21 protein-coding genes are annotated in these 20,373 nt (G+C 67.3%); 17 read left to right on the forward strand and 4 right to left on the reverse strand.

Annotated elements, in window-relative coordinates:
- Positions 1 to 61: 61 nt before the first annotated feature.
- From rplR to Q0D93_RS14565, 6 genes are all read left to right on the forward strand, one after another.
- Entirely contained in the window at positions 62 to 415 is a 354-nt protein-coding gene (gene rplR, locus Q0D93_RS14540) for a 50S ribosomal protein L18 (RefSeq protein ID WP_294395648.1), read from the forward strand.
- Positions 416 to 1,144 carry a 30S ribosomal protein S5 gene (rpsE, locus tag Q0D93_RS14545; protein WP_294395650.1) on the forward strand — a complete coding sequence of 243 codons (729 nt, stop codon included), beginning with the start codon at positions 416 to 418 and terminating at the stop codon, positions 1,142 to 1,144.
- A 5-nt stretch (positions 1,145 to 1,149) separates the two neighbouring features.
- Entirely contained in the window at positions 1,150 to 1,326 is a 177-nt protein-coding gene (gene rpmD / locus Q0D93_RS14550) for a 50S ribosomal protein L30 (protein ID WP_294395652.1), read from the forward strand.
- Positions 1,327 to 1,673: 347 nt separating this feature from the next.
- Entirely contained in the window at positions 1,674 to 2,204 is a 531-nt protein-coding gene (gene rplO, locus Q0D93_RS14555; RefSeq protein ID WP_294395654.1) for a 50S ribosomal protein L15, read from the forward strand.
- 104 nt (positions 2,205 to 2,308) lie between these two features.
- Positions 2,309 to 3,670: a preprotein translocase subunit SecY gene (gene secY, locus Q0D93_RS14560; protein WP_294395655.1), complete on the forward strand. Its 1,362-nt coding sequence runs from the start codon at positions 2,309 to 2,311 to the stop codon at positions 3,668 to 3,670.
- Positions 3,667 to 4,332 (forward strand): adenylate kinase, encoded by a 666-nt coding sequence (locus Q0D93_RS14565; RefSeq protein ID WP_294395657.1) that lies wholly within the window; start codon positions 3,667 to 3,669, stop codon positions 4,330 to 4,332. The genes secY and Q0D93_RS14565 overlap by 4 nt, the downstream gene beginning before the upstream one ends.
- Before the next feature lie 237 nt (positions 4,333 to 4,569).
- Here the strand turns inward: Q0D93_RS14565 and Q0D93_RS14570 are convergent, their stop codons facing one another.
- Positions 4,570 to 5,952, reverse strand: a complete 1,383-nt coding sequence (locus tag Q0D93_RS14570; protein ID WP_294395659.1) for a lipopolysaccharide biosynthesis protein — start codon at positions 5,950 to 5,952, stop codon at positions 4,570 to 4,572.
- Between the two features lie 121 nt (positions 5,953 to 6,073).
- On the opposite strand from Q0D93_RS14570, the gene Q0D93_RS14575 reads away from it, so the two are divergent.
- Positions 6,074 to 6,820, forward strand: coding sequence for a phosphocholine cytidylyltransferase family protein (locus Q0D93_RS14575; protein ID WP_294395661.1), 747 nt, complete (start codon positions 6,074 to 6,076; stop codon positions 6,818 to 6,820).
- On the opposite strand, the gene Q0D93_RS14580 is transcribed toward Q0D93_RS14575, so the two are convergent.
- Together Q0D93_RS14580 and Q0D93_RS14585 are read right to left on the reverse strand one after the other, a co-directional pair.
- Positions 6,806 to 7,246, reverse strand: a complete 441-nt coding sequence (locus Q0D93_RS14580) for an HIT family protein (protein WP_294395662.1) — start codon at positions 7,244 to 7,246, stop codon at positions 6,806 to 6,808. The genes Q0D93_RS14575 and Q0D93_RS14580 overlap by 15 nt on opposite strands.
- Entirely contained in the window at positions 7,243 to 8,370 is a 1,128-nt protein-coding gene (locus tag Q0D93_RS14585) for a CDP-alcohol phosphatidyltransferase family protein (protein ID WP_294395664.1), read from the reverse strand. Before Q0D93_RS14585 ends, Q0D93_RS14580 begins: the two co-directional genes overlap by 4 nt.
- A 117-nt stretch (positions 8,371 to 8,487) precedes the next feature.
- On the opposite strand from Q0D93_RS14585, the gene Q0D93_RS14590 reads away from it, so the two are divergent.
- From Q0D93_RS14590 to Q0D93_RS14610, 5 genes are read left to right on the forward strand one after another with little or no spacing between them, the layout of a single operon-like run.
- Entirely contained in the window at positions 8,488 to 9,606 is a 1,119-nt protein-coding gene (locus tag Q0D93_RS14590; RefSeq protein WP_294395688.1) for a DUF3089 domain-containing protein, read from the forward strand.
- Complete coding sequence (gene ruvX / locus Q0D93_RS14595) at positions 9,603 to 10,085, forward strand: Holliday junction resolvase RuvX (RefSeq protein ID WP_294395666.1); 483 nt, start codon at positions 9,603 to 9,605, stop codon at positions 10,083 to 10,085. The genes Q0D93_RS14590 and ruvX overlap by 4 nt, the downstream gene beginning before the upstream one ends.
- Positions 10,086 to 10,145: 60 nt before the next feature.
- Positions 10,146 to 11,132, forward strand: coding sequence for an aspartate carbamoyltransferase catalytic subunit (locus tag Q0D93_RS14600; RefSeq protein ID WP_294395668.1), 987 nt, complete (start codon positions 10,146 to 10,148; stop codon positions 11,130 to 11,132).
- Positions 11,126 to 12,346: a dihydroorotase gene (locus tag Q0D93_RS14605; protein WP_294395670.1), complete on the forward strand. Its 1,221-nt coding sequence runs from the start codon at positions 11,126 to 11,128 to the stop codon at positions 12,344 to 12,346. The genes Q0D93_RS14600 and Q0D93_RS14605 overlap by 7 nt, the downstream gene beginning before the upstream one ends.
- Positions 12,346 to 13,179, forward strand: coding sequence for an SPOR domain-containing protein (locus Q0D93_RS14610; RefSeq protein WP_294395672.1), 834 nt, complete (start codon positions 12,346 to 12,348; stop codon positions 13,177 to 13,179). Before Q0D93_RS14605 ends, Q0D93_RS14610 begins: the two co-directional genes overlap by 1 nt.
- Before the next feature lie 15 nt (positions 13,180 to 13,194).
- On the opposite strand, the gene serB is transcribed toward Q0D93_RS14610, so the two are convergent.
- Positions 13,195 to 14,076, reverse strand: a complete 882-nt coding sequence (gene serB, locus Q0D93_RS14615; RefSeq protein ID WP_294395674.1) for a phosphoserine phosphatase SerB — start codon at positions 14,074 to 14,076, stop codon at positions 13,195 to 13,197.
- Here serB and miaA point away from each other — a divergent pair.
- From miaA to ilvC, 5 genes are all read left to right on the forward strand, one after another.
- Entirely contained in the window at positions 14,069 to 14,947 is an 879-nt protein-coding gene (miaA, locus tag Q0D93_RS14620; protein WP_294395676.1) for a tRNA (adenosine(37)-N6)-dimethylallyltransferase MiaA, read from the forward strand. The genes serB and miaA overlap by 8 nt on opposite strands.
- A gap of 103 nt (positions 14,948 to 15,050) precedes the next feature.
- Positions 15,051 to 16,649, forward strand: coding sequence for a collagen-binding domain-containing protein (locus Q0D93_RS14625; RefSeq protein WP_294395678.1), 1,599 nt, complete (start codon positions 15,051 to 15,053; stop codon positions 16,647 to 16,649).
- Between the two features lie 187 nt (positions 16,650 to 16,836).
- On the forward strand, positions 16,837 to 18,597 hold the full coding sequence (gene ilvB / locus Q0D93_RS14630; protein ID WP_294395680.1) for a biosynthetic-type acetolactate synthase large subunit: 1,761 nt from the start codon (positions 16,837 to 16,839) through the stop codon (positions 18,595 to 18,597).
- A gap of 71 nt (positions 18,598 to 18,668) precedes the next feature.
- Positions 18,669 to 19,184 carry an acetolactate synthase small subunit gene (ilvN, locus tag Q0D93_RS14635; protein ID WP_294395682.1) on the forward strand — a complete coding sequence of 172 codons (516 nt, stop codon included), beginning with the start codon at positions 18,669 to 18,671 and terminating at the stop codon, positions 19,182 to 19,184.
- 96 nt (positions 19,185 to 19,280) lie between these two features.
- Positions 19,281 to 20,300, forward strand: coding sequence for a ketol-acid reductoisomerase (gene ilvC / locus Q0D93_RS14640; protein WP_294395684.1), 1,020 nt, complete (start codon positions 19,281 to 19,283; stop codon positions 20,298 to 20,300).
- The last annotated feature ends 73 nt before the right edge of the window (positions 20,301 to 20,373 follow it).

The following is a 20,373-nucleotide window of genomic DNA, read 5'->3' on the forward strand; positions in this document are numbered from 1 at the left end:
AGGGCAAGGGCATCAAGTATGCCGGCGAGTTCATCTTCCGCAAGGAAGGGAAGAAGAAGTAATGGCCAAGCTGTCTCTGTTCGAGCGCCGCCGCCGCCGCGTCCGCACCGCGCTGAAGGCGCGTGGCGGTCTGCGTCCGCGCCTGTCGGTGCACCGCTCCGGCCGTCACATCTATGCGCAGGTGATCGACGATGCCGCCGGTAAGACCGTCGCGTCCGCATCGACGCTGGAGAAGGACGTGCGCGACACGTCCGGCGCCAATGTCAGTGCGGCACAGTCGGTCGGGCAGCGCGTCGCCGAGCGTGCCAAGGCCGCCGGCGTGACCACGGTCGTGTTCGACCGCGGTGGCTTCCTGTTCCATGGGCGCGTCAAGGCGCTCGCCGATGCCGCCCGCGAAGGCGGATTGGAGTTCTAAATGGCTGATACCAATCCCATCGAGGCCCAGCCGGGCGCTCCCGCCGAAGTTCCGGCGGGCGGCGAGGCGCAGCCCAACGAGCGTGGTCCCCGCGGTCCGCGCGGTGGCCGTGGCCGTGGCGGCAACGATCGTGGCGGCGGCCGTGGCCGTGACGGTCAGCGCCGTCGCGACGACCGCAACCGCGAGGAAGGCGGCGAGGAGCTGGTCGAGAAGCTCGTCCACATCAACCGTGTGTCCAAGACGGTGAAGGGCGGCAAGCGCTTCGGCTTCGCGGCTCTGGTCGTGGTCGGTGACGGCGCGGGTCGCGTCGGCTTCGGCCATGGCAAGGCGCGCGAAGTGCCGGAGGCGATCTCCAAGGCGACCGCATCGGCAAAGAAGGCGATGATCCGCGTTCCGCTCAAGGACGGTCGCACGCTGCACCATGATGGCCTCGGCCATTTCGGCGCCGGCCGCGTCTATGTTCGCTCGGCTCCGCAGGGTACCGGCATCATCGCCGGCGGTCCGATGCGCGCCGTGTTCGAGAGCCTGGGTGTGCACGACGTGGTGACCAAGTCGGTCGGCACGAACAACCCCTACAACATGATCCGTGCGACCTTCGAGGCGCTTGGCGAACAGACGAGCCCGCGCTCGGTCGCCCAGCGTCGCGGCAAGAAGATCGCCGATCTGCTGCGTCGTGGCGGCGCCTCTGCCGAGGTTGCCGAGGCCGACGCGGCGGCCGTGACGGAGTAAGAGCAATGGCGACCATCAAGGTAACCCAGGTCGGTTCGCCGATCCGCCGCAAGGCCGACCAGCGCGCGACGCTGATCGGGCTCGGCCTCAACAAGATGCACAAGACCCGGGAGCTGGAAGACACTCCCGAGGTTCGCGGCATGATCCGCAAGGTGCAGCACATGGTGAAGGTTGAGGGCTAAGCCCTTCAACCGGATCGCGGTGTTTAAGAGCGGGGTGGCCCAGGCCATCCCGTTTTTTTTGTGTCTGTGGCCGTGTTTCACCGGAGCACGACGGTCAGGGTAGATCAGGCAACAAGCGCGAGCAGACGGCGGTCAACCCTGCCCGTGTTCCTGCGCACGCAGGAACACGGATGGGCTTGGGGGTTGGCGGGTGATCTGCCTGGACACGCGGAGATTGCGACGTGTGGCCTCGCCATCCACGCTCCAGACACGCAAAACCGTCACAATAAGGATGACAGGAGCGGCCGTTTCACTTATGGGCGGCCCCTTCATTCAGCGCGACAACAGCGAAAGCGAGTGCATTTTCCATGAAACTGAACGATCTTCGAGACAATCAGGGTGCCCGTAAGTCCCGCGTCCGCGTGGGCCGTGGCATCGGCTCCGGCGTCGGCAAGACCGCCGGTCGCGGCCAGAAGGGCCAGAAGAGCCGTGAGGGCGTGTCCATCAACGGCTTCGAGGGCGGCCAGATGCCGCTCCACATGCGGATCCCGAAGCGCGGCTTCAACAACATCTTCGCCAAGGATTATGCCGAGGTAAATCTGGGCCAGCTGCAGAAGCTGGTGGATGCCGGCACGCTGGCGACCGACGGCACGATTGACCATGCCGCGCTGAAGGCGGCCGGTGTCGCCCGTGGCGGCAAGGACGGCGTCCGGGTTCTGGCCAAGGGCACGCTGACGGCGAAGCTCGCCTTCCGCGTTGCTGGCGTGTCCAAGTCGGCGCGCGAGGCGATCGAGCAGGCCGGCGGTTCGGTCGAGGTGATCGAGGTTGTCCCAGCCGCCGAAAAGGCCGCCGCCAAGAAGGGGCAGACGCTGGCCGCCAAGAAGGCCGCCCGCGCCTGAGCCCGACACGGCTTAGACAAAGACGATCAAGTCTCTATATGGAGCGGCGGAGGCGGGGATACTGCCCCGCCGCTCTTTTCTTATCCGGGGTTCGATAAAGACCGATGGCATCCGCAGCCGAGCAACTGGCCGCCAATGCGAGCTTGTCACAGTTCGCTAAAGCGACCGACCTGAAGAAGCGCCTCTGGTTCACGTTGGGCGCGCTGGTCGTGTTCCGCCTGCTCTCCTATGTGCCGCTGCCGGGTATCGATCCCCGCGCGCTCGCGTCGCTGTTCCAGCAGACCCAGGGCGGGGTGATGGACTTCTTCAACACCTTCACCGGCGGCGCGCTGACGCGCATGTCGGTGGTGGCGCTGGGCGTCATGCCCTACATCACCGCGTCGATCGTGGTGCAGCTGGCGACGTCGCTGTCGCCGCAGCTGAACGCCATCAAGAAGGAAGGCGAAAGCGGCCGCAAGAAGCTGAACCAGTATACGCGGTACGGCACGGTGCTGCTGACGGCGATCCAGGGTTACTTCATCGCCGTCGGGCTCGAGGCATGGGGCGCGTCCGCCGGGCAGAGCGCGGTGATTGTCGATTCGTGGCTGTTCCGGGTGACCACCGTTATCACGCTCGTCGGCGGCACCATGTTCCTGATGTGGATCGGTGAGCAGATCACCACCCGCGGCATTGGCAACGGCGTGTCGCTGATCATCATGGCCGGCATCGTCGCCAGCCTGCCGACGACGATCGCCAACGCGCTGGAGCAGGCGCGGACGGGCGCGACCTCGCCCTTGTGGGTGATTGGCGGCTTCCTGTTCTTCTTCGGCCTGATCCTGTTCATCTGCTTCATGGAACGCGCGCAGCGGCGCGTGCTGATCCAATATCCCAAGCGCCAGACCGCGCGCGGGATGATGCAGGCGGACAAGAGCCACCTGCCGCTGAAGATCAACACTGCCAACGTGATCCCGCCGATCTTCGCATCGTCGCTGCTGGCGCTGCCGCTGACGATCACGCAGTTCGCCGGCAACCGCCTGTCGGGTGAGAGCCGGTGGGGCGACTTCATCATCTCCCTCAACCAGTTCATCGGCCAGGATACGCCGGCCTATTTCGTGCTGTATGCAGCGGGGATCATCTTCTTCTCGTTCTTCTACACGGCGGTGGTGTTCAACCCCGAGGAGACGGCCGACAATCTGAAGCGCTACGGCGGCTTCATTCCCGGCATCCGTCCCGGCAAGGCGACCGAGAATTACCTCGACTATGTCCTGACGCGCATCACCGTCATCGGCGCGGCCTACCTGACCGCGATCTGCGTCATTCCGGAGATGATCGTGCCACGGCACCTGATCGGCTTCGGCGGCACCAGCCTGTTGATCGTCGTCAACGTCACGATCGATACGGTGACGCAGATCCAGAGCCACTTGCTGGCGCACCAATATGGTGACCTGATCAAGAAGGCGAAGCTGAAGGGGGGAATGCGTCGATGAAGCTGCTGATCCTGCTGGGGCCCCCGGGGGCGGGGAAGGGGACGCAGGCGCAGTCCTTGATGACGCGGTACGGGCTGATCCAGCTGTCCACCGGCGACATGCTACGCGCCGCCGTGAAGGCGGGATCGACCATCGGGATGCAGGCCAAGTCGATCATGGAGGCCGGCCAGCTCGTCCCTGACGAGGTGGTGACCGCCCTGATCGCCGAGCGGATGGACAAGGAGGCGCACGCGCCCGGCTTCATCTTCGACGGCTATCCCCGTACCCAGGCGCAGGCGGAGTCGCTGGACGCCTTGCTGGCGGAACGCGGCTATCGCCTGGATCATGTGATCGAGTTGACGGTGGACGAGCAGGCGCTGGTGGAGCGCATATCCGGCCGCTTCACCTGTGCGCGCTGCAACGAGGGCTATCACGATCGCTTCAAGCTGCCCCAGGTGGCGGGCACGTGCGACGTGTGCGGATCGAGCGAGTTCAAGCGCCGCCCGGACGACAATGCGGACACGGTGCGCGCGCGTCTGGTGGAATATCGCGCCAAGACCGCACCGATCCTGCCTTATTACGAGGCCAAGGGGCTGGTGGCGCGGGTGGACGGCATGGCCGAGATCGGCGCCGTCACGCGGGCGATCGAAGCCGTGGTGGGCGGAGCGCCGGCCGGCTGCTGATAAAAGACAGGCGGGCCGTCACGAGGTGGTCCGTCTCGGCTTCGGTTCGGCGGGCCATCGATGCTGTCTAGCGGGCGAGGATCACCTTGCGGCCGATGCGCATCGTGTCTGCTGAGAAAGCCTGTTCCTGCCGGTTAGCTGGTGCCGCGGCGGGGACACGGGTCACGATGTAACCTGTTCGCAAACCGGTCTCGCTGTTTTGCTCCCGGTGCGGCGGACCATCGTTTTCCTGTGAACCTACGGCGTCGGCAGCACGACCACGTCATTCTCGCGCACCGTGCGATAGATGACGCGCCACGCGACGAGGCCGAACAGGATCAGCCCCAGCACGGAGGCGGCGAGGGAGGCCAGAGCGGCGCCTTCCACCCCCCACAGCGGCAACCCCACCGCCAGCAGCAGCGCCTGCAGCACGGTGGTGGCGATGCGCAGGTGGAAGGCGGTGGCCGCGCGGCCGGTGGCCATCAGGGCCGGCTCGAAGCTGGAGCCGCCGAGGTCCAGCGCCGCCGCCGCTCCCAGCATCAGCAGCAGCGGATAGGCATCGAGATAGTCGCGACCCGCGACCAGCCCCAAAGCGGGCTTTCCGATCAGCAGCAGCAGCGCGATGATCACCACGCCCGCCACGATAGAGAAGCGAGTGGCGTGGCGGAACAGCTTGCGCAACTCGGCGGCGGTGCGGACGACATGCACCCGCGCCAGCTCCGCGAACATGGAGCGCGAAAGCAGGTCCGACAGCTTGGCGAGCGAGCGGCCGAGCTGAAAGGCCAGGCGATAGCCGCCAGCCGCCGCCGGCCCGACCACCAGGCCGACCAGCAGCACCGAGAATTGCTTGCCGAGTGCGTTCAGGGTGGTGCCCATGTTGGTGATGGCGGCAAAGCGCCACAAGCCGGGATTGTCGCGACCGGCGGTGATCGCGCCCCGCCACTGGGCCGGCCCGAGCAGGCCGCGCGCTTCCCGCACCGCCAGCACCCAATGCGCCGCCGCCGTCAGCAACTCCGCCACCGCCCAAGCGAGCAGGAAGCCGGAAACGCTCGGCCGGAACAGCAGCACGACCATCAGCGCGCCGATCAGCCGCACTATCGGCGTCACCGAATCTGCCGCCGCCGACAGGCCGAACCGGTCGTACAGGCGCAGGATGCCCACCGCGGTGGAGCGGAAAGACAGCAGCATCACGAAGCAGAACAGCAAGGCATCGCGCGACAGCGTCGCGTCCCAGCCGAGCGCCGGACCCATCGACACCACGCCGACGGTGGCGATCACGCAGCCGAGCAGCGCCGCGCCGAAATCCAGCGCCACGCAGAAAACGAGCACGCCGCCCAGCCCGTTGCGATTGCCGGAATGGAGGTGCGGCATGCCGTAATTCACCACCACCTGCCAGGTGGAGAAGGTGACGATCGCGCTGACCGCCTGACCGGTGCCGAGGATCAGCACGAACTGGCCGAACAGGTCCCGGCCCAAAGCGCGGGTCGCCATGCCGATATAGATCAGGCTGAGGATCGCGCCCACGGTCTTGCCGCCCAGCAGCCAGACGGCGTTTTCGATCACGCGGCCGATCGTGCCGCTGCGCGCGACGCCCTTGGCGCGCTGCGTGTCGAGCCATTTACGATAGGCGGAAAGGGGCAAGGGTCATGGTCTCCGAACCGCGTCGCCCTAATCCCGCGCCGGGGCGCCGTCCAGCAGCGGCGCGGCGGCAAGGGGGCAGGGGGGAGTGGCAGGCGGCGGCCGCTGCCGCTAAAGGGCGGCGATGATCATCAAGCGCGCCATCATCCTGTCGGCCGGCCAGGGATCCCGCCTGGGCCCGATCACCGCCGACCAGCCCAAATGCCTGATCCCCTTTGCCGGCAAGACCCTGCTCGACTGGCAGATCGATGCGCTCGCCGCGAGCGGGATCGGCGAGGTGGTGGTGGTCACCGGTTTCCGCACGGAAAAGGTGGAGGCGCAGGCCGCGCAACGCGGCGACGTGCGCGTCCGGACGCTGTTCAACCCCTTCTATCATGTCGCCGACAATCTTGGAACATGCTGGATGGCGCGGGGCGAGATGACGGAGGACTTCATCATCCTCAACGGCGACACCATCATCTCGCCGGAGATCGTGCGCACCTTGCTGGCGGGCGCGACCCTGCCGATCACGGTGACGATCGACGAGAAGGATGACGGCTACGATTCGGACGACATGAAGGTCCGGCGCGAGGGCGATCGGCTGGCGGCAATCGGCAAGACGCTGACGCCGGAGGAGACGGACGCGGAGTCGATCGGGATGCTCGCCTTCCGGGGCGAGGGCCCCGCTTTGTTCAGCGCCCAGATCGACCGCATGATGCGGACCGAAGCGGGCACCAGGAATTGGTATCTCAAGGCGATCGATGCCCTGGCCGCGACCGGCAAGGTCGGTACGGTGTCGATCAAGGGGCAGGAGTGGCAGGAAGTGGACTTCCCCGCCGATCTGGCGGCGGCGTCCGCGCTGACCGAAAGGTGGCGGTCAGCCGGCCGCTGACGGCCAGCGCGACTTCAGCCAGCCGACCAGCCGATCGCGTTCGGCATCGGTCAGATCATGCGCCTCGTTGAGCGCGGGAGCCTTGGGCCAGCCAGCGTCCGCGACCGTGATCCCTTCCGCGCTCCGGGCGCCATCGTAGCGCGGAATGACGTGGAAGTGGACGTTGGGGTCCACCATCATCAGCATCAGATAGTTGATCCGGGCATAGGACACCGCCTGGCTGAGCGCGGATTCGATGTTGGCGGTGACCCGCGCCAGTTCCGTAAAGGCAGCCGGCGGCAGATCGGAAAAGGCGGTTGCCTCGCTCTTCGCCGCCAGCACCAGCGCGCCGAGCGTCGGCTGGGCCGGGCGGAGCAGCACCACCCAGTGCGCGTAATCCGCGACCAGGGTCGCCGGATGGCCGAACTTGCGGATCGTGTCGTTCATGGTGCCTCGTGCAGCCAACTGGTGATGGGCGCGCGACGGCTGGCCGCCTGCGCCTGAACGCCGCGCACGGCATGGATGACGCAGCTCAGGATCGTCCACCATGCCACCGCGATCAGGCCCAGGTCCGGGCGGCCGAGCAGGGTCGCGAAGAACAGGATCACCATGTTCGGATTGCGCCGCGCGGTGATCAGCCGGAACTGCGAATCGAACCGCCGCCACACATGGATGTGCATCCCGAAGCGACGGATGAACCAGCCCTCGATCACGCGCTGAAGGATATAGCCCGCGACCAGCGCCCCCATCACCCAGGCAAAGCCCTGTGCGGTGAGGGCCAAGCCCCATTCGGGCAGCCCCTCTGCCCACGCCCACCACCAGAAGAGCGGGTGCACCAGGTCGAGCCCATGGTCGAAGATGTTGCCCCAATAGCTGGAGGTGATGGTGCAGCGCGCGAGCTTGCCGTCGACCGTGTCCAGCACCATGAAGACGAAGCCGATGCCCATCCCCAGCCAGTAATGGCCCTGCCAGAAGGCGACCGTGGCGATCACGCAGCACAGGGCGCCGACGGTGGTGACCATGTTGGGGCTGATGCCGACGCGCGCCGCCCAGCGGGTCAGCACCAACGCCAGTTCCGGCCAGAGATATTTGGTGAGGATGTCGGTGACGCCCTTGTAGGCGCCGTAATAGCTCTGCCGTTCGAGCCCCGGCACGGCTTCGGGCGTCAGCAGCGCCAGGAACGGGCGTTCGCGCTTGCGTAGCTGTTCGTTGTAGAAATCGGCATTGTCCTCGGCGGCGATCAGGCTGAGGCCGGCCGGCACCGCGCCCCGCAGCATCGCCGCCTCGGCCGCGTCGCCGCCATCCTCGACATGGGCGATGACCGGGCGACCGCCCAGCGTCAGCACCGCGCCGGGACGCTGCCGCATGAAGCCAAGCCATTGCGGGTCGAAGGCGAAGGCGCTGTCGATCAGCAGGATCGGGCCGCCGCCGTCGCTCATGGCCAAACCGGCCTTGGCGGCGATGCGCTCCACCCGCTGCGCCTGGGTCAGGCCCCACAGCCGTACCGGGTTGGTGCCGACCAGGCGGACTTTCGGCAGCACGAGCGCGCGGGCAGGTGAGGGATCGGTCATCCGGACCTGCTATCGGCCCGGTTCCCTGCCCGCAATGGCCGATGGCGGAGAAAGAGGATCGTCGCCGCGCCCGCTTGCGGCTTGGCGGAGATGCGGTCCGTGCGTATTCGTGCAACGATGCTGGCGCGGCGCTTCCTTTATCTCGTGGTGATCCTGATCGTGCTGACGCTGGCGGCCGGGCTTGCGTGGACGCTGATGCAGGACAGGCTGATGCGGATGGCGTTCGTGCCAAGCGCATCTTTCGCGCCGATGCCGGACGCCAGCGCGCCCGATTACGCAACGGCGGACGCATGGCTGGCGCGGCCAGGTTTGGCGAATGATCCGACGCGGTGGCTGCCGGCTGACGTGGCGGCGAAGGCGCCCGGCCGCGCCGCGATCTTCTACATCGCGCCGACTACCTATCTCAGCCGCGACCAGTGGAATGCGCCGCTGGACGATGCCGGCGCAAACGGGCGGTTGCGGCTGTTCGCGCAGAGCCAGGCGAGCGCCTTCACCGACGCGGGGACGGTGTGGGCGCCGCGTTACCGTCAGGCTACTCTGGGCGCCTTCCTCGCGGCGGGCGACGACCGGTCGCAGGCCGCGATCGATTTCGCTTATGGCGACGTGCTGCGGGCATTCGACGCCTTTGTCGCGGCGCAGCCGGCGGATCGGCCGATCATCCTCGCCGGCCATAGCCAGGGGGCGCTCCATCTGCTGCGGCTGTTGCAGGAGAGGGCGCGCGGCACGGCGCTGCGGCGGCGTGTTGTGGCGGTCTATGCGATCGGCTGGCCGATTTCGTTGACGGCGGACCTGCTGGCTCTGGGCTTGCCGACCTGCCAGAGCGCGGGGGATTTCGGCTGCATCATCGGCTGGCAGAGCTTTGCCGAGCCGGCCGATCCACGCCTGATCCGCGCCTATTTCGACGAAAGCCGTGGCCTGACCGGGCAGCCGCGGCACGGCACGGCGATGCTGTGCGTCAATCCGCTGACCGGCCATGCCGGGGATGCGGCGCCCGCCTCGGCCAATCGCGGCGCGTTGGTGCCCGATGCGGGCCTGGCATCGGCCAGGCTGGTGCCTGGACGGGTGCCGGCGCGCTGCACGGCCGAAGGGCTGCTGCTGATCGGCCCGCCGCCGGCGGGGTTCGACGCCTATGTGCTGCCCGGCAACAATTACCACGTTTTCGATTATGCCCTGTTCTGGGCCAATGTCCGGGCGGACGCGACTGCCCGGCTTGCTGCATATGAGGCGCACCGATGATCGGCACCAACTTGCGGGAGTTTGCGGCGGCGCTGCCGGAAGGCGGGCGGCTGGCCGGGCTGGACGTCGGCACCAAGACGATCGGGGTGGGCCTGTGCGATGCGATGTGGACCATCGCCAGCCCGGCCGAGACGATCCGGCGCACCAAGTTCAGCGTGGACCGGGCCCTGCTGCGCGACATCATCGCGCGCCAGCAGGTGAAAGGGCTGGTGATCGGCCTGCCGCTGAACCTGGACGGCAGCGATTCGCCACGCACCCAGTCGGTCCGCGCCTTCGCCCGCAACCTGGCGGACCTGGGCCTGCCGATCCTGTTGTGGGACGAACGCTGGTCGACGCAAGCCGTGACACGCACCCTGCTGGATGCCGATGCCAGCCGCGCCCGGCGCGCCGAGCTGGTCGACAAGATGGCCGCGGCCTACATCCTGCAAGGCGCGATCGACGCATTGGCCGGCGCATTCGCCTTTCCCGGGCCCCTGTAAGCGCGCGTGGGAGCGCACATGCTCGACACCGGGCGATCACGGGATTAAGGCGCGGCTTTAATGTCCGACGCCGCCAACCGCGCCAACGCCTTCCCTGACGGCGTGCATCCATTTCCGCACCGCCACCTCACCGGCATTTACGGCCTCCACCCGCATGAAATCACCTTCCTGCTGGACGAGGCCGAGCAATGGGTGACGCTGAATCGTGGCACCGCCAAGCATGACGGGCGGCTGGCCGGCCTGACCCTGATCAACGCCTTTTTCGAAAACTCCACCCGCACGTTGCTGTCGTTCGAGATCGCCGGCAAGCGGCTGGGCGCCGACGTGGTCAACATGATGGTGGCGCAATCGAGCGTGAAGAAGGGCGAGACGCTGATCGATACGGCCGTCACGCTGAACGCGATGCGCGCGGACATGATCGTGATCCGGCATGATGCGTCCGGCGCGGTGCAGCTGATCGCGGACAAGGTGGACTGCCCGGTGCTGAACGCCGGGGACGGGCGGCACGAACATCCCACCCAGGCGCTGCTGGATGCGCTCACCATTCGCCGTCGCAAGGGCCGGATCGAGGGGCTGGTGGTCGCGATCTGCGGCGACGTGCTGCACAGCCGGGTCGCGCGCTCCAACATCCTCTCGCTCACGGCCCTGGGGGCGGAGGTGCGGGTGGTGGGCCCGCCGACCCTGCTGCCGCCCGCCGTGGAGCAAATGGGCGTCACCCGCCTTACCGACTTCGACGCGGGGCTGGAGGGCGCCGACGTGGTCATGATGCTGCGTTTGCAGCGGGAGCGGATGGCCGGGGGCTTCGTACCGTCGCCGCGCGAATATCATGCGCTCTATGGCCTCACGCCGGAACGGCTGAAGCGTGCCGCGCCCGATGCGCTGGTGATGCATCCGGGCCCGATGAACCGGGGGGTGGAGATTTCCTCCAGCGTGGCGGACGACCTCCAAAGATCGGCGATTACCGAACAGGTGGAGATGGGCGTGGCGGTGCGGATGGCATGCCTTGATGTGCTGACGCGCGGACGGCGGGGGGTTGCGGGATGGTAACGGCGCTGGCGATCACCGGCGGGCGGCTGGTCACGTCGAACGGACTGGCCGAAGGCGGCGTGCTGGTGCGCGACGGCCGCATCGCCGCCTTGGGCAACTTCTCGGTGCCGGAGGGTGCGGAGCGGATCGACGCGCGCGGTGCGGTGATCGCGCCGGGGCTGATCGATGCGGGCGTATTCGCGGTGGACCGTCCCGCCTGTGTGGCGGGCGGGATCACGCGCGCGCTGTTGATGCCGGACCAGACCCAGCCGCTCGACAGCGTCGCCCTGGTCCAGCACGCCACCGCGTCGGGCAAGCCCGGCCTGTGGGTCCATCCGCTCGCCGCCGCCACGCGCGGGCTTGAAGGGCGGGAGTTGGCGGAAATCGGGTCGATGCAGGCCGGCGGCGCCTGTGGGGTCGCGACCGGGCGCGGGTGGATCGCGGATTCGGGCGTGATGTACCGGCTGCTCAGCTATGCCGGCGCGCTGGGTTTGCGCACGGTCAGCCATGCCGAGGACGGCGCGCTGGCGGGCGATGCCGTGATGACCGATGGGGAAACCGCGACGCGGCTCGGTTTGTCCTCCGCGCCGGCCGAGGCGGAGGCGCTGGCGGTCGCGCGCGACCTGTTGCTGGTGGAGGCGACGGGCGCGCCGCTCCATTTCCGGCAGGTTACCACCGCTCGCGCGCTGGACCTGGTTCGCGCGGCCAAGGCCAGGGGGCTGCCGGTCAGCTGCGGCATCACCCCGGCGCACCTGATGCTGGCGGACAGCGCGGTGACGGGGTTCCGCACCTTTGCGCGCCTGTCGCCGCCGTTGCGCAGCGAGGCCGACCGCCATGCCTGCCTGCGCGCGGTGGCGGACGGGACGATCGACGTGATCGCGTCCGGCCATGATCCGCGCGGCCCGGAGGCGAAGAGGCTGCCCTTTGCCGATGCCGAGCCGGGGATGGCAGGCGCGGAAACGCTGCTGACCCTGGTGCTGGGATTGGTGCGCGACGGGCTGATCGGGTGGCAGCGGCTGTTCGACCTGGTGTCCGGCGCGCCGGCGCGGCTGTTCGGCCTGCCCGGTGGCGCGCTGGTGGAGGGGGGCGAGGCGGACCTGATCCTGCTCGATCCCGACGCGCCGTGGCGCATCGCCAGCGAGGCCATGGCCGCCAGAGCGGGCAACACCCCGTTCGACGGCCTGCCCGTGCAGGGGCGCGTGGTCCGCACGATCAAGGGCGGCGTGACGCTGTGATGCAGCGGGTGTTCGCCGCGATGCTGCTGGCGATGGTGGCCCCAGCGGCCGCCGCTCCCGCTCCCGACCTTTCGACGCTGCGCAACTTGGCCCAGACGGGGGATGCCGAGGCGCAATATATGCTGGCGGAGGCGTATCGCGTCGGACGCGGCGTCAAGGCGGATTCCGGCATGGCGATCCAATGGTATCGCCGTGCCGCGGACAAGGGCCACGCCCGTGCCGGCGACGAACTCGGCTTCACCCTGTTCGCCAGCGGCGAGCGGCGCGAGGCGATACCCTTTGTCGAGAAAGCGGCGGCGCGGGGCGATGCGCGGGCGTTCTACCTGCTCGGCACCGCGCATTTCAACGGCGACTATGTCGCGCGCGACTGGCCGCTGGCTTATGCCCAGACCAGCCGCGCGGCCGAGGGCGGGATCGCGGCGGCGCGCAAGAACCTGGACGTGATGGGCAAATATCTGCTGGCGGGGGACCGGGCCAAGGCCGACCAGATCCTGACGACCCTGCCGCCGGTGCGCCGTCCGGGCGCGCCAGGCATCGCACCGAATCCTCCCCCGCCGCCAGTCGCGCCCGCACCGAAGCCGGCGGCTCCAACGATGGCACGCGGGGCGTGGAAGGCGCAGATCGGAGCCTATGGCTCACCCGATGCGGCGCGGGCGGGCTGGCGGACGCTCAACGCCCGGGTGCCGCGTCTCGGCGGGCTGGAGCAGAGGATGGTCCCCGCCGGCCGTGTCACCCGCCTGCAGGCGGTGGGGCTGGCCAGCAAGGCGGACGCCGACGCGCTCTGCCGGGAGATCCGGCGCGCGGGCGGCGGCTGCTTCCCGATCGCGCCCTGATCAGTCGCGCCGTAATCAGTAGCACCAGTCCGCGCGGGCATAACCCTGCGCATGGAGCAAGGCGGTAAGGTCGCCATGCTCGATCCGCGCATCGGCCGCCGCCGCCGTTTTGGGCTTGGCGCGATAGGCGATGCCCAGGCCCGCTTCCTGGATCATCGGGATGTCGTTGGCGCCGTCGCCCACCGCCAGCGTCTGTTCGGACGAGAGACCCAGTGCCTGCCGTTCCTCCATCAGCGTGTCGCGCTTGGTGGCGGAGCCGACGATCGGCCGCGCGACGTTGCCGTCGAGAACGCCATCGGCAAGGCCCAGCCGGTTGGACAAGGCGCGGTCGAATCCGATCGCGTCCGCCACCCGGTCCGCAAACACCGTGAAACCGCCGGATACCAGCACCGTGCGCGCGCCATGGGCCTTCATCGTCCGGATCAGCGTGCGCGCGCCCGGCATCAGCACCACGCGCTCGGCATGGCAGCGGTCGATCGCCGCCTCCTCCAAACCTTTCAGCAACGCCACGCGCGCGTCCAAAGCCGCCTCGAAATCCAGTTCGCCGCGCATGGCGCGTTCGGTCACCTCGGCGATCTCGGGCTTGATGCCGGCATAATCCGCCAGCTCGTCGATGCATTCGATGGTGATCATGGTGGAGTCCATGTCCGCGACCAGCAGGCGCTTGGCACGATGGGCGCGCGGCTGCACCACCACGTCTACGCCGGGCAGCAAACCTTCCAGCGCGGCGCGGGCGGAGTCCCGGTCCACGCGGCCGAAGGGCAGATCGGCGGCCTTGCCCTCGTCGATCCACTGCGCCTGGTCCACCATCGCGCCAACGCCCGCCAGCGCGTCGCGCGCATGGTCGAGGTCGGCGCGCGAAAGCGCATTGGCTGCTATCAAGGTCGCGATGTCCACTCTGTCACCCTTATCCCTGCCACGGCTCGCGCTCATCGCAGGGCCGACCGCCAGCGGCAAGTCGGGCCGCGCAATGGCGCTGGCGGCGCGTGAAAACGGCACCATCATCAATGCCGACGCCAGCCAGGTCTATCGCGACCTCCGCATCCTGACCGCGCGGCCGAGCGCCCAGGACGAAGCGGCGGTGCCGCACCTGCTCTACGGCTATCGCGACGGCGCCCGACCCTGCTCGGCGGTCGAGTGGGCGGTGGATGCGGCGCGTGCGATTGCGGATGTGGTGGAGGCGGGGCGGTTGCCCGTCCTGGTCGGCGGGACCGGCCTCTATATCCGCACCCTGGTCGACGGGATCGCGCCGGTGCCGGAGATTGATCCCGATCTGCGGCAGGCGGTGCGCGCGCTTGCCCCGGGCGCGGCCCATGCGGCCCTGATGCGGGAGGATCCCGCCGCCGCCGCCCGGCTCCACCCCAACGACACCGCGCGGTCGCAACGCGCGCTGGAGGTGGTGCGCGCCACCGGCCGATCGCTGCTGACGTGGCGGGAGGAGCGCAGCGGCGGCATCGGCCATGCCTACAAGGTGGAGACGGAGGTGGTCGATCCGCCGCTGGCCGATCTGTACCGGCATTGCGACCTGCGCGTCGAACAGATGATCGCCGCGGGTGCGATCAACGAAGTCGCCCGCCTGCTCGACCGTGGTCTGCCCGCCGACGTCCCAGTCATGAAAAGCATCGGCGTCGCGCCGCTGGCCGATTATCTCGCCGGGCATATCATGCTCGATGCGGCCATATCTGCTGTGCAGCAGGCGACCCGCAACTATGCCAAACGCCAGCGGACATGGTTCCGCCACCAACTCAAATCCGGAATTCGTAGTTAATGACAATCGGGCTTGTTGCCGTAACGACGATATTGTCTTAGCGGAAAACTCAAGAAATTGGCGCCGGCATACCGGCTGAAATCGTTAACAGGGGTAATCGTCGATGGCCATGTCCTTGAAGTGGGTGCCGTTTGCCGCGGGTTTGGCGCTGGCCGGCATGGCCGTGTCGGCGCCGGCGTCGGCGGCGACTCGCCTGGTGAAGAACCAGTCTGCCGCGGCCGGGTTGAAGCTGATGAGCCAGCTCAACGTGATCGTGTTCGACTATATGGACGCGAGCCATGACGTGGAGGGCAAGGCCTGGATCGGCGGCGATCTGCGCGGCAATGCGTGGAATGTCGGGATCGGCAATGCCAAGCAAGGCGCCGTCGCCAGCAACTTCAGCACGTTGACGGTGGGCGGCAGGCATTCCGGCGGGACGGTGAACGTCAACAACGGCGTGAACGGCAAGGCAGGCACCGTGGGCGGCAACGGCTCCTACGGCGTGACGTTTGCGGGGGATAGCAACGGCTTCAACCTGAACAGCGGCACCACCGGCCGGGTCAAGGTCGGCGGCAGCGTCAATGGCAAGGTGCAACTGGGCGCGGGGTCGAGCCTGCTGGTCGGCCGCAACATCGCTTCGGACCTGACGCTGGGCAGCGGCAGCGTTGCGCGGGTTGGCGGGTCGATCGGCGGCAACACCACCCTGGCATCTGGCGTTGCCGGGCGCGAGACCCGGCTGACTGTCGGCGGCAATACCGGCCAGATCAACGGCAGCGATCGCAACGTCATTCAGGTCGGCGGCAACGTGAATGGCGCCAATCTCGGTACGGGATCGCAGTTGACCATGTCGGGGGCGCTGACCGGCAATTTCAACCTCAACGGCGACAAGAACACGGTCGTCCGGCTCGGCAGGTACACCGGCAATTCCAACCCGCTGAACAACGGCCAGACCGTCTATGTCGGCAATGCCGGCACCAACAAGACGGGCTGGTTCTTCTCGCAGCCCAAGCCGGCCGCGCCCGCGCCGATCGCCACGGCCGACCTGCCCAACGTATCGGCGCCGACCGCGGTGATGCTGTCGGACCTGACCGCGCTTTCGGCGCATCTCAAGACGCTGCCGACCAACGGCAGCAACAGCATCGTCAAGACGGCGGCAGGCCCGGGGTCGACCACCTATGACTGGCTGTTCAAGACGGGCGCGGCGGCGACGTCGGACGGTTATGCGGTGTTCAACGTCACGGCCGGCCAGTTGCTCGGCACGACCGGGGGCAGCGTGCGCAACATCGGCTTCGATCTGGGCGGGACCTCCGCCGCGCTGCCGATCGTGGTGAACATCACCGGCGCCGGCGCCTCCACCTGGAACTGGAACCTCAACGCGTTGGGCAGCGCCTACGGTTCTGCGCTCAATCAACAGATCATCTGGAACTTCGCGGATGCCACCGGCACCCTCAACTTCAACACGTTGGTGCATGGGTCGGTGCTGGCACTGGGCGCGACCGTGACCAACGTCACCCCGATCGAAGGCTCGGTCGTGGCCCGCATCTTCAAGCAGGGCGGCGAGGTCCACCTCGGCACCTACAACGGCAATGACCGGATCGTGGAGACGGTGGAGGACAATCCTCCGGCGGTGCCCGAGCCGGCAAGCTGGGCGACGATGCTGATCGGCTTCGGCTTCGTCGGCTCCATGATTCGCCGTCGTCGTGGTACGCTGGCAACGGCCTGACCGGGTGACAGTCTGACGGGCAAAGGCCGCCTTCCTGTGGGAAGGCGGCCTTTTTCTTATGCGGGAGAAGTACGTCAGGCACGTTTATGTCCGCTGAACGCCGTAAAAAGACATTAAATTGCGTGTTCGACATTGACCTGCGCAATGTTGTCCGCTAGGCGGCCACCTCTCCTTGAAGAGCGGTAGCATGACCCACGAACGAACCGGCGCGGACATCCTGATCGAGACCCTGACCGACCTCGGTGTCGAGGTCGTGTTCGGCTATCCCGGCGGCGCGGTGCTTCCGATCTACGATGCCCTATTCAAGCATGGCCAGGCCCATGGCGACCAGGCGATCCAGCACATCCTGGTGCGGCAGGAGGGCGGGGCCGCCCATGCCGCCGAGGGTTATGCCCGCTCCACCGGCAAATGCGGGGTGGTGCTGGTGACGTCGGGGCCGGGCGCGACCAACGCGGTGACCGGCATTGCCGACGCGCTGATGGACTCCATCCCGATGCTGGTCATCACCGGCCAGGTGCCGACCGCGCTGATCGGCTCCGACGCGTTCCAGGAATGCGACACGGTAGGCATCACCCGCCACTGCACCAAGCAGAATTACCTGGTGAAGGACCCGGCCGAACTGGAAGGCGTGATCCGCGAGGCGTTCGCCATCGCCACCACCGGTCGTCCCGGCCCGGTGCTGATCGACCTGCCCAAGGACGTGCAGGTCGCGACCGCCGTCTCCAAGCCGCCGCGCACCAGCCACAATTACCGCCCGCAGGTCACGCCCGATCCCGCTTTGATCAAGGCTGCGGTGGAGATGATCGCCGCGGCCGAGCGGCCGGTCTTCTACACCGGCGGCGGAATCATCAATGCCGGTCCGGCGGCGAGCGAGGCCTTGCGCGAACTGGTGGCGCTGACCGGCGCGCCGGTCACCTCCACCCTGATGGGTCTGGGGGCGCTGCCCGCATCCGCGCCGCAATGGCTGGGCATGTTGGGCATGCACGGCACCTATGAAGCCAATCATGCGATGAACCAGGCCGACCTGATCGTCGCGCTGGGCGCCCGCTTCGACGATCGCGTCACGGGGCGGCTGGATTCCTTTGCCCCTCATGCGCGCAAGATCCATGTCGATATCGACCGTTCGTCGATCAACAAGATCGTAGCGGCCGAACTCGGCATCGTCGCCGATTGCGCGCAGGCGATCGCGGCGATGGTGTCCCTGTGGAAACAGCGCGGGCACCAGCCGCAGGACCTGGCCAACTGGTATGGCCGGATCGACGGCTGGCGGGCGATGCACTGCCTCGACTATCCGGAAAGCGAGACCGAGATCATGCCGCAGCGTGCGATCCGCGCGCTGTACCAGGCGACCAAGGATCGCGCGCCGATCATCACGACCGAGGTCGGCCAGCACCAGATGTGGGCCGCGCAGCATTTCGGCTTCGAAAGCCCGAACAAGTGGCTGACCAGCGGCGGCCTGGGCACGATGGGCTATGGCCTGCCGGCCGCGATCGGCGCGCAGATCGGCTATCCCGACGCGCTGGTGATCGACATTGCCGGCGAAGCGTCGATCCAGATGAACATCCAGGAACTCGGCACGGCCAGCCAATATGACCTGCCGGTCAAGATATTCATTCTCAACAACGAATATATGGGCATGGTCCGCCAGTGGCAGGACCTGACCTATCAGGGTCGCCATTCGCATTCCTATTCGGATTCGCTGCCCGATTTCGTGAAGCTGGCGGAGGCCTATGGCTGGAAGGGCATCCGGATCGAGCGGCCGGACCAGCTGGACGGCGGCATTGCGGAGATGCTGGCCTATCCGGGGCCGGTGATTGTGGATTGCTGCGTGTCCAAGCACGCCAATTGCTTTCCGATGATCCCGAGCGGGGCGGCGCACACGGAAATGATCCTGTGGGCCAACGAAGTGTCGGGCGAGATGGACGACGAGGCGCGCGCTTTGGTCTGATCGCCGGCCTGTCCGATCCTTCCCGTTCCTGCGATCCCGGCTGTCCGGCCGGGACCATGAAAGACGACACGATGCATATTCGCACCGAAGCCGCCGAGCGGCACACCTTGTCCGTGACCGTCGCCAACGAACCCGGCATCCTCGCCCGGATCGCGGGCATGTTCGCGGGCCGCGGCTACAATATCGAAAGCCTGACCGTGGCCGAGGTGACGGAGGACGAGACGGTCAGCCGCATCACCATCGTCACCACGGCATCGCCGGCGATGATGGAACAGATCATCGCCCAGCTCGATCGCCTGCCGCCGGTGCACCGCGTCCACGATCTGACGGCCGAGGGACCGCATGTGGAGCGCGAACTGGCGCTGGTGAAGGTCAAGGGCACGGGCGACCACCGGATCGAGGCATTGCGCCTGGCGGAGGTGTATCGCGCCCGCGTGGTCGACGCGACCATTTCCAGCTTCGTGTTCGAGGTGACGGGCGGGACCGAAAAGGTCGACAAGTTCCTGGAGTTGATGCGCGAGGTCGGCCTGATCGAGGTCGCGCGCACCGGCGTGGCAGCAATCGCGCGTGGGCAGATGGTGGATTGATAGTCGGTGCTTCCGCCCGTGCGGGAGCCAGGTTCAGCGGTCGGAGCGGGGCTCCTGCGTTCGCAGGAGCACGAGACCGAGCAAGAGGGAAGCACAATGCGCGTTTATTACGATTCGGATGCGGACATCGGCCTGATCAAGGGCAAGAAGGTGGCGATCGTCGGCTATGGCAGCCAAGGCCATGCCCATGCCCAGAATCTGCGCGATTCCGGCGTTCCTGAGATTGCGATCGGCCTTCGTTCCGGTTCCGCTTCGGCCAAGAAGGCGGAAGAAGCGGGCTTTCAGGTGATGACGGTCGCGGATGCGGCCAGGTGGGCCGACATCGTCATGATCCTCGCCCCCGACGAGCATCAGGCCGGCATCTGGGAAAAGGACATCAAGGACAATATCCGCGACGGCGCGGCGATTGCCTTCGCCCACGGCCTCAACGTCCATTTCGGCCTGATCGAGCCGCAGGCCGGCATCGACGTGTTCATGATCGCGCCCAAGGGCCCCGGCCACACCGTGCGCGGCGAGTATGTGAAGGGCGGCGGCGTCCCCTGCCTGATCGCGATCCACCAGGATGCGAGCGGCAATGCGCATGACGTGGCGCTCTCCTATGCGAGCGCGGTCGGCGGCGGCCGTTCGGGCGTGATCGAGACGAGCTTCAAGGAAGAGTGCGAAACCGACCTGTTCGGCGAGCAGGCGGTGCTGTGCGGCGGCCTCAGCCACCTGATCATGGCCGGCTATGAAACGCTGGTCGAGGCGGGCTACGCGCCCGAAATGGCCTATTTCGAATGCCTCCACGAAGTGAAGCTGATCGTCGACCTGATGTATGAAGGCGGCATCGCCAATATGCGCTATTCGATCAGCAACACCGCCGAATATGGCGATTACCACACCGGCCCGCGCATCATCACCGACGAAACCAAGGCAGAGATGAAGCGCGTCCTAGCGGACATCCAGGGTGGCCGCTTCGTGCAGCGTTTCATGATGGACAACCGCATGGGCAATCCGGAAATGAAGGCCAGCCGCAAGCTGCAGGCGGAGCATGGCATCGAGAAGGTCGGCAACGAACTGCGCGCGATGATGCCGTGGATTTCCAAGAACAAGCTGGTCGACAAGGACCGCAACTAGGTCGTAGACTCATAAGCTCGGAGCCACAGCCGCATTGAGGCAAGCTGGACCATGGCGAGGAAGTTGGTGGCGA

This window comes from uncultured Sphingomonas sp., assembly GCF_934560975.1.
Lineage (GTDB): Bacteria > Pseudomonadota > Alphaproteobacteria > Sphingomonadales > Sphingomonadaceae > Sphingomonas_I.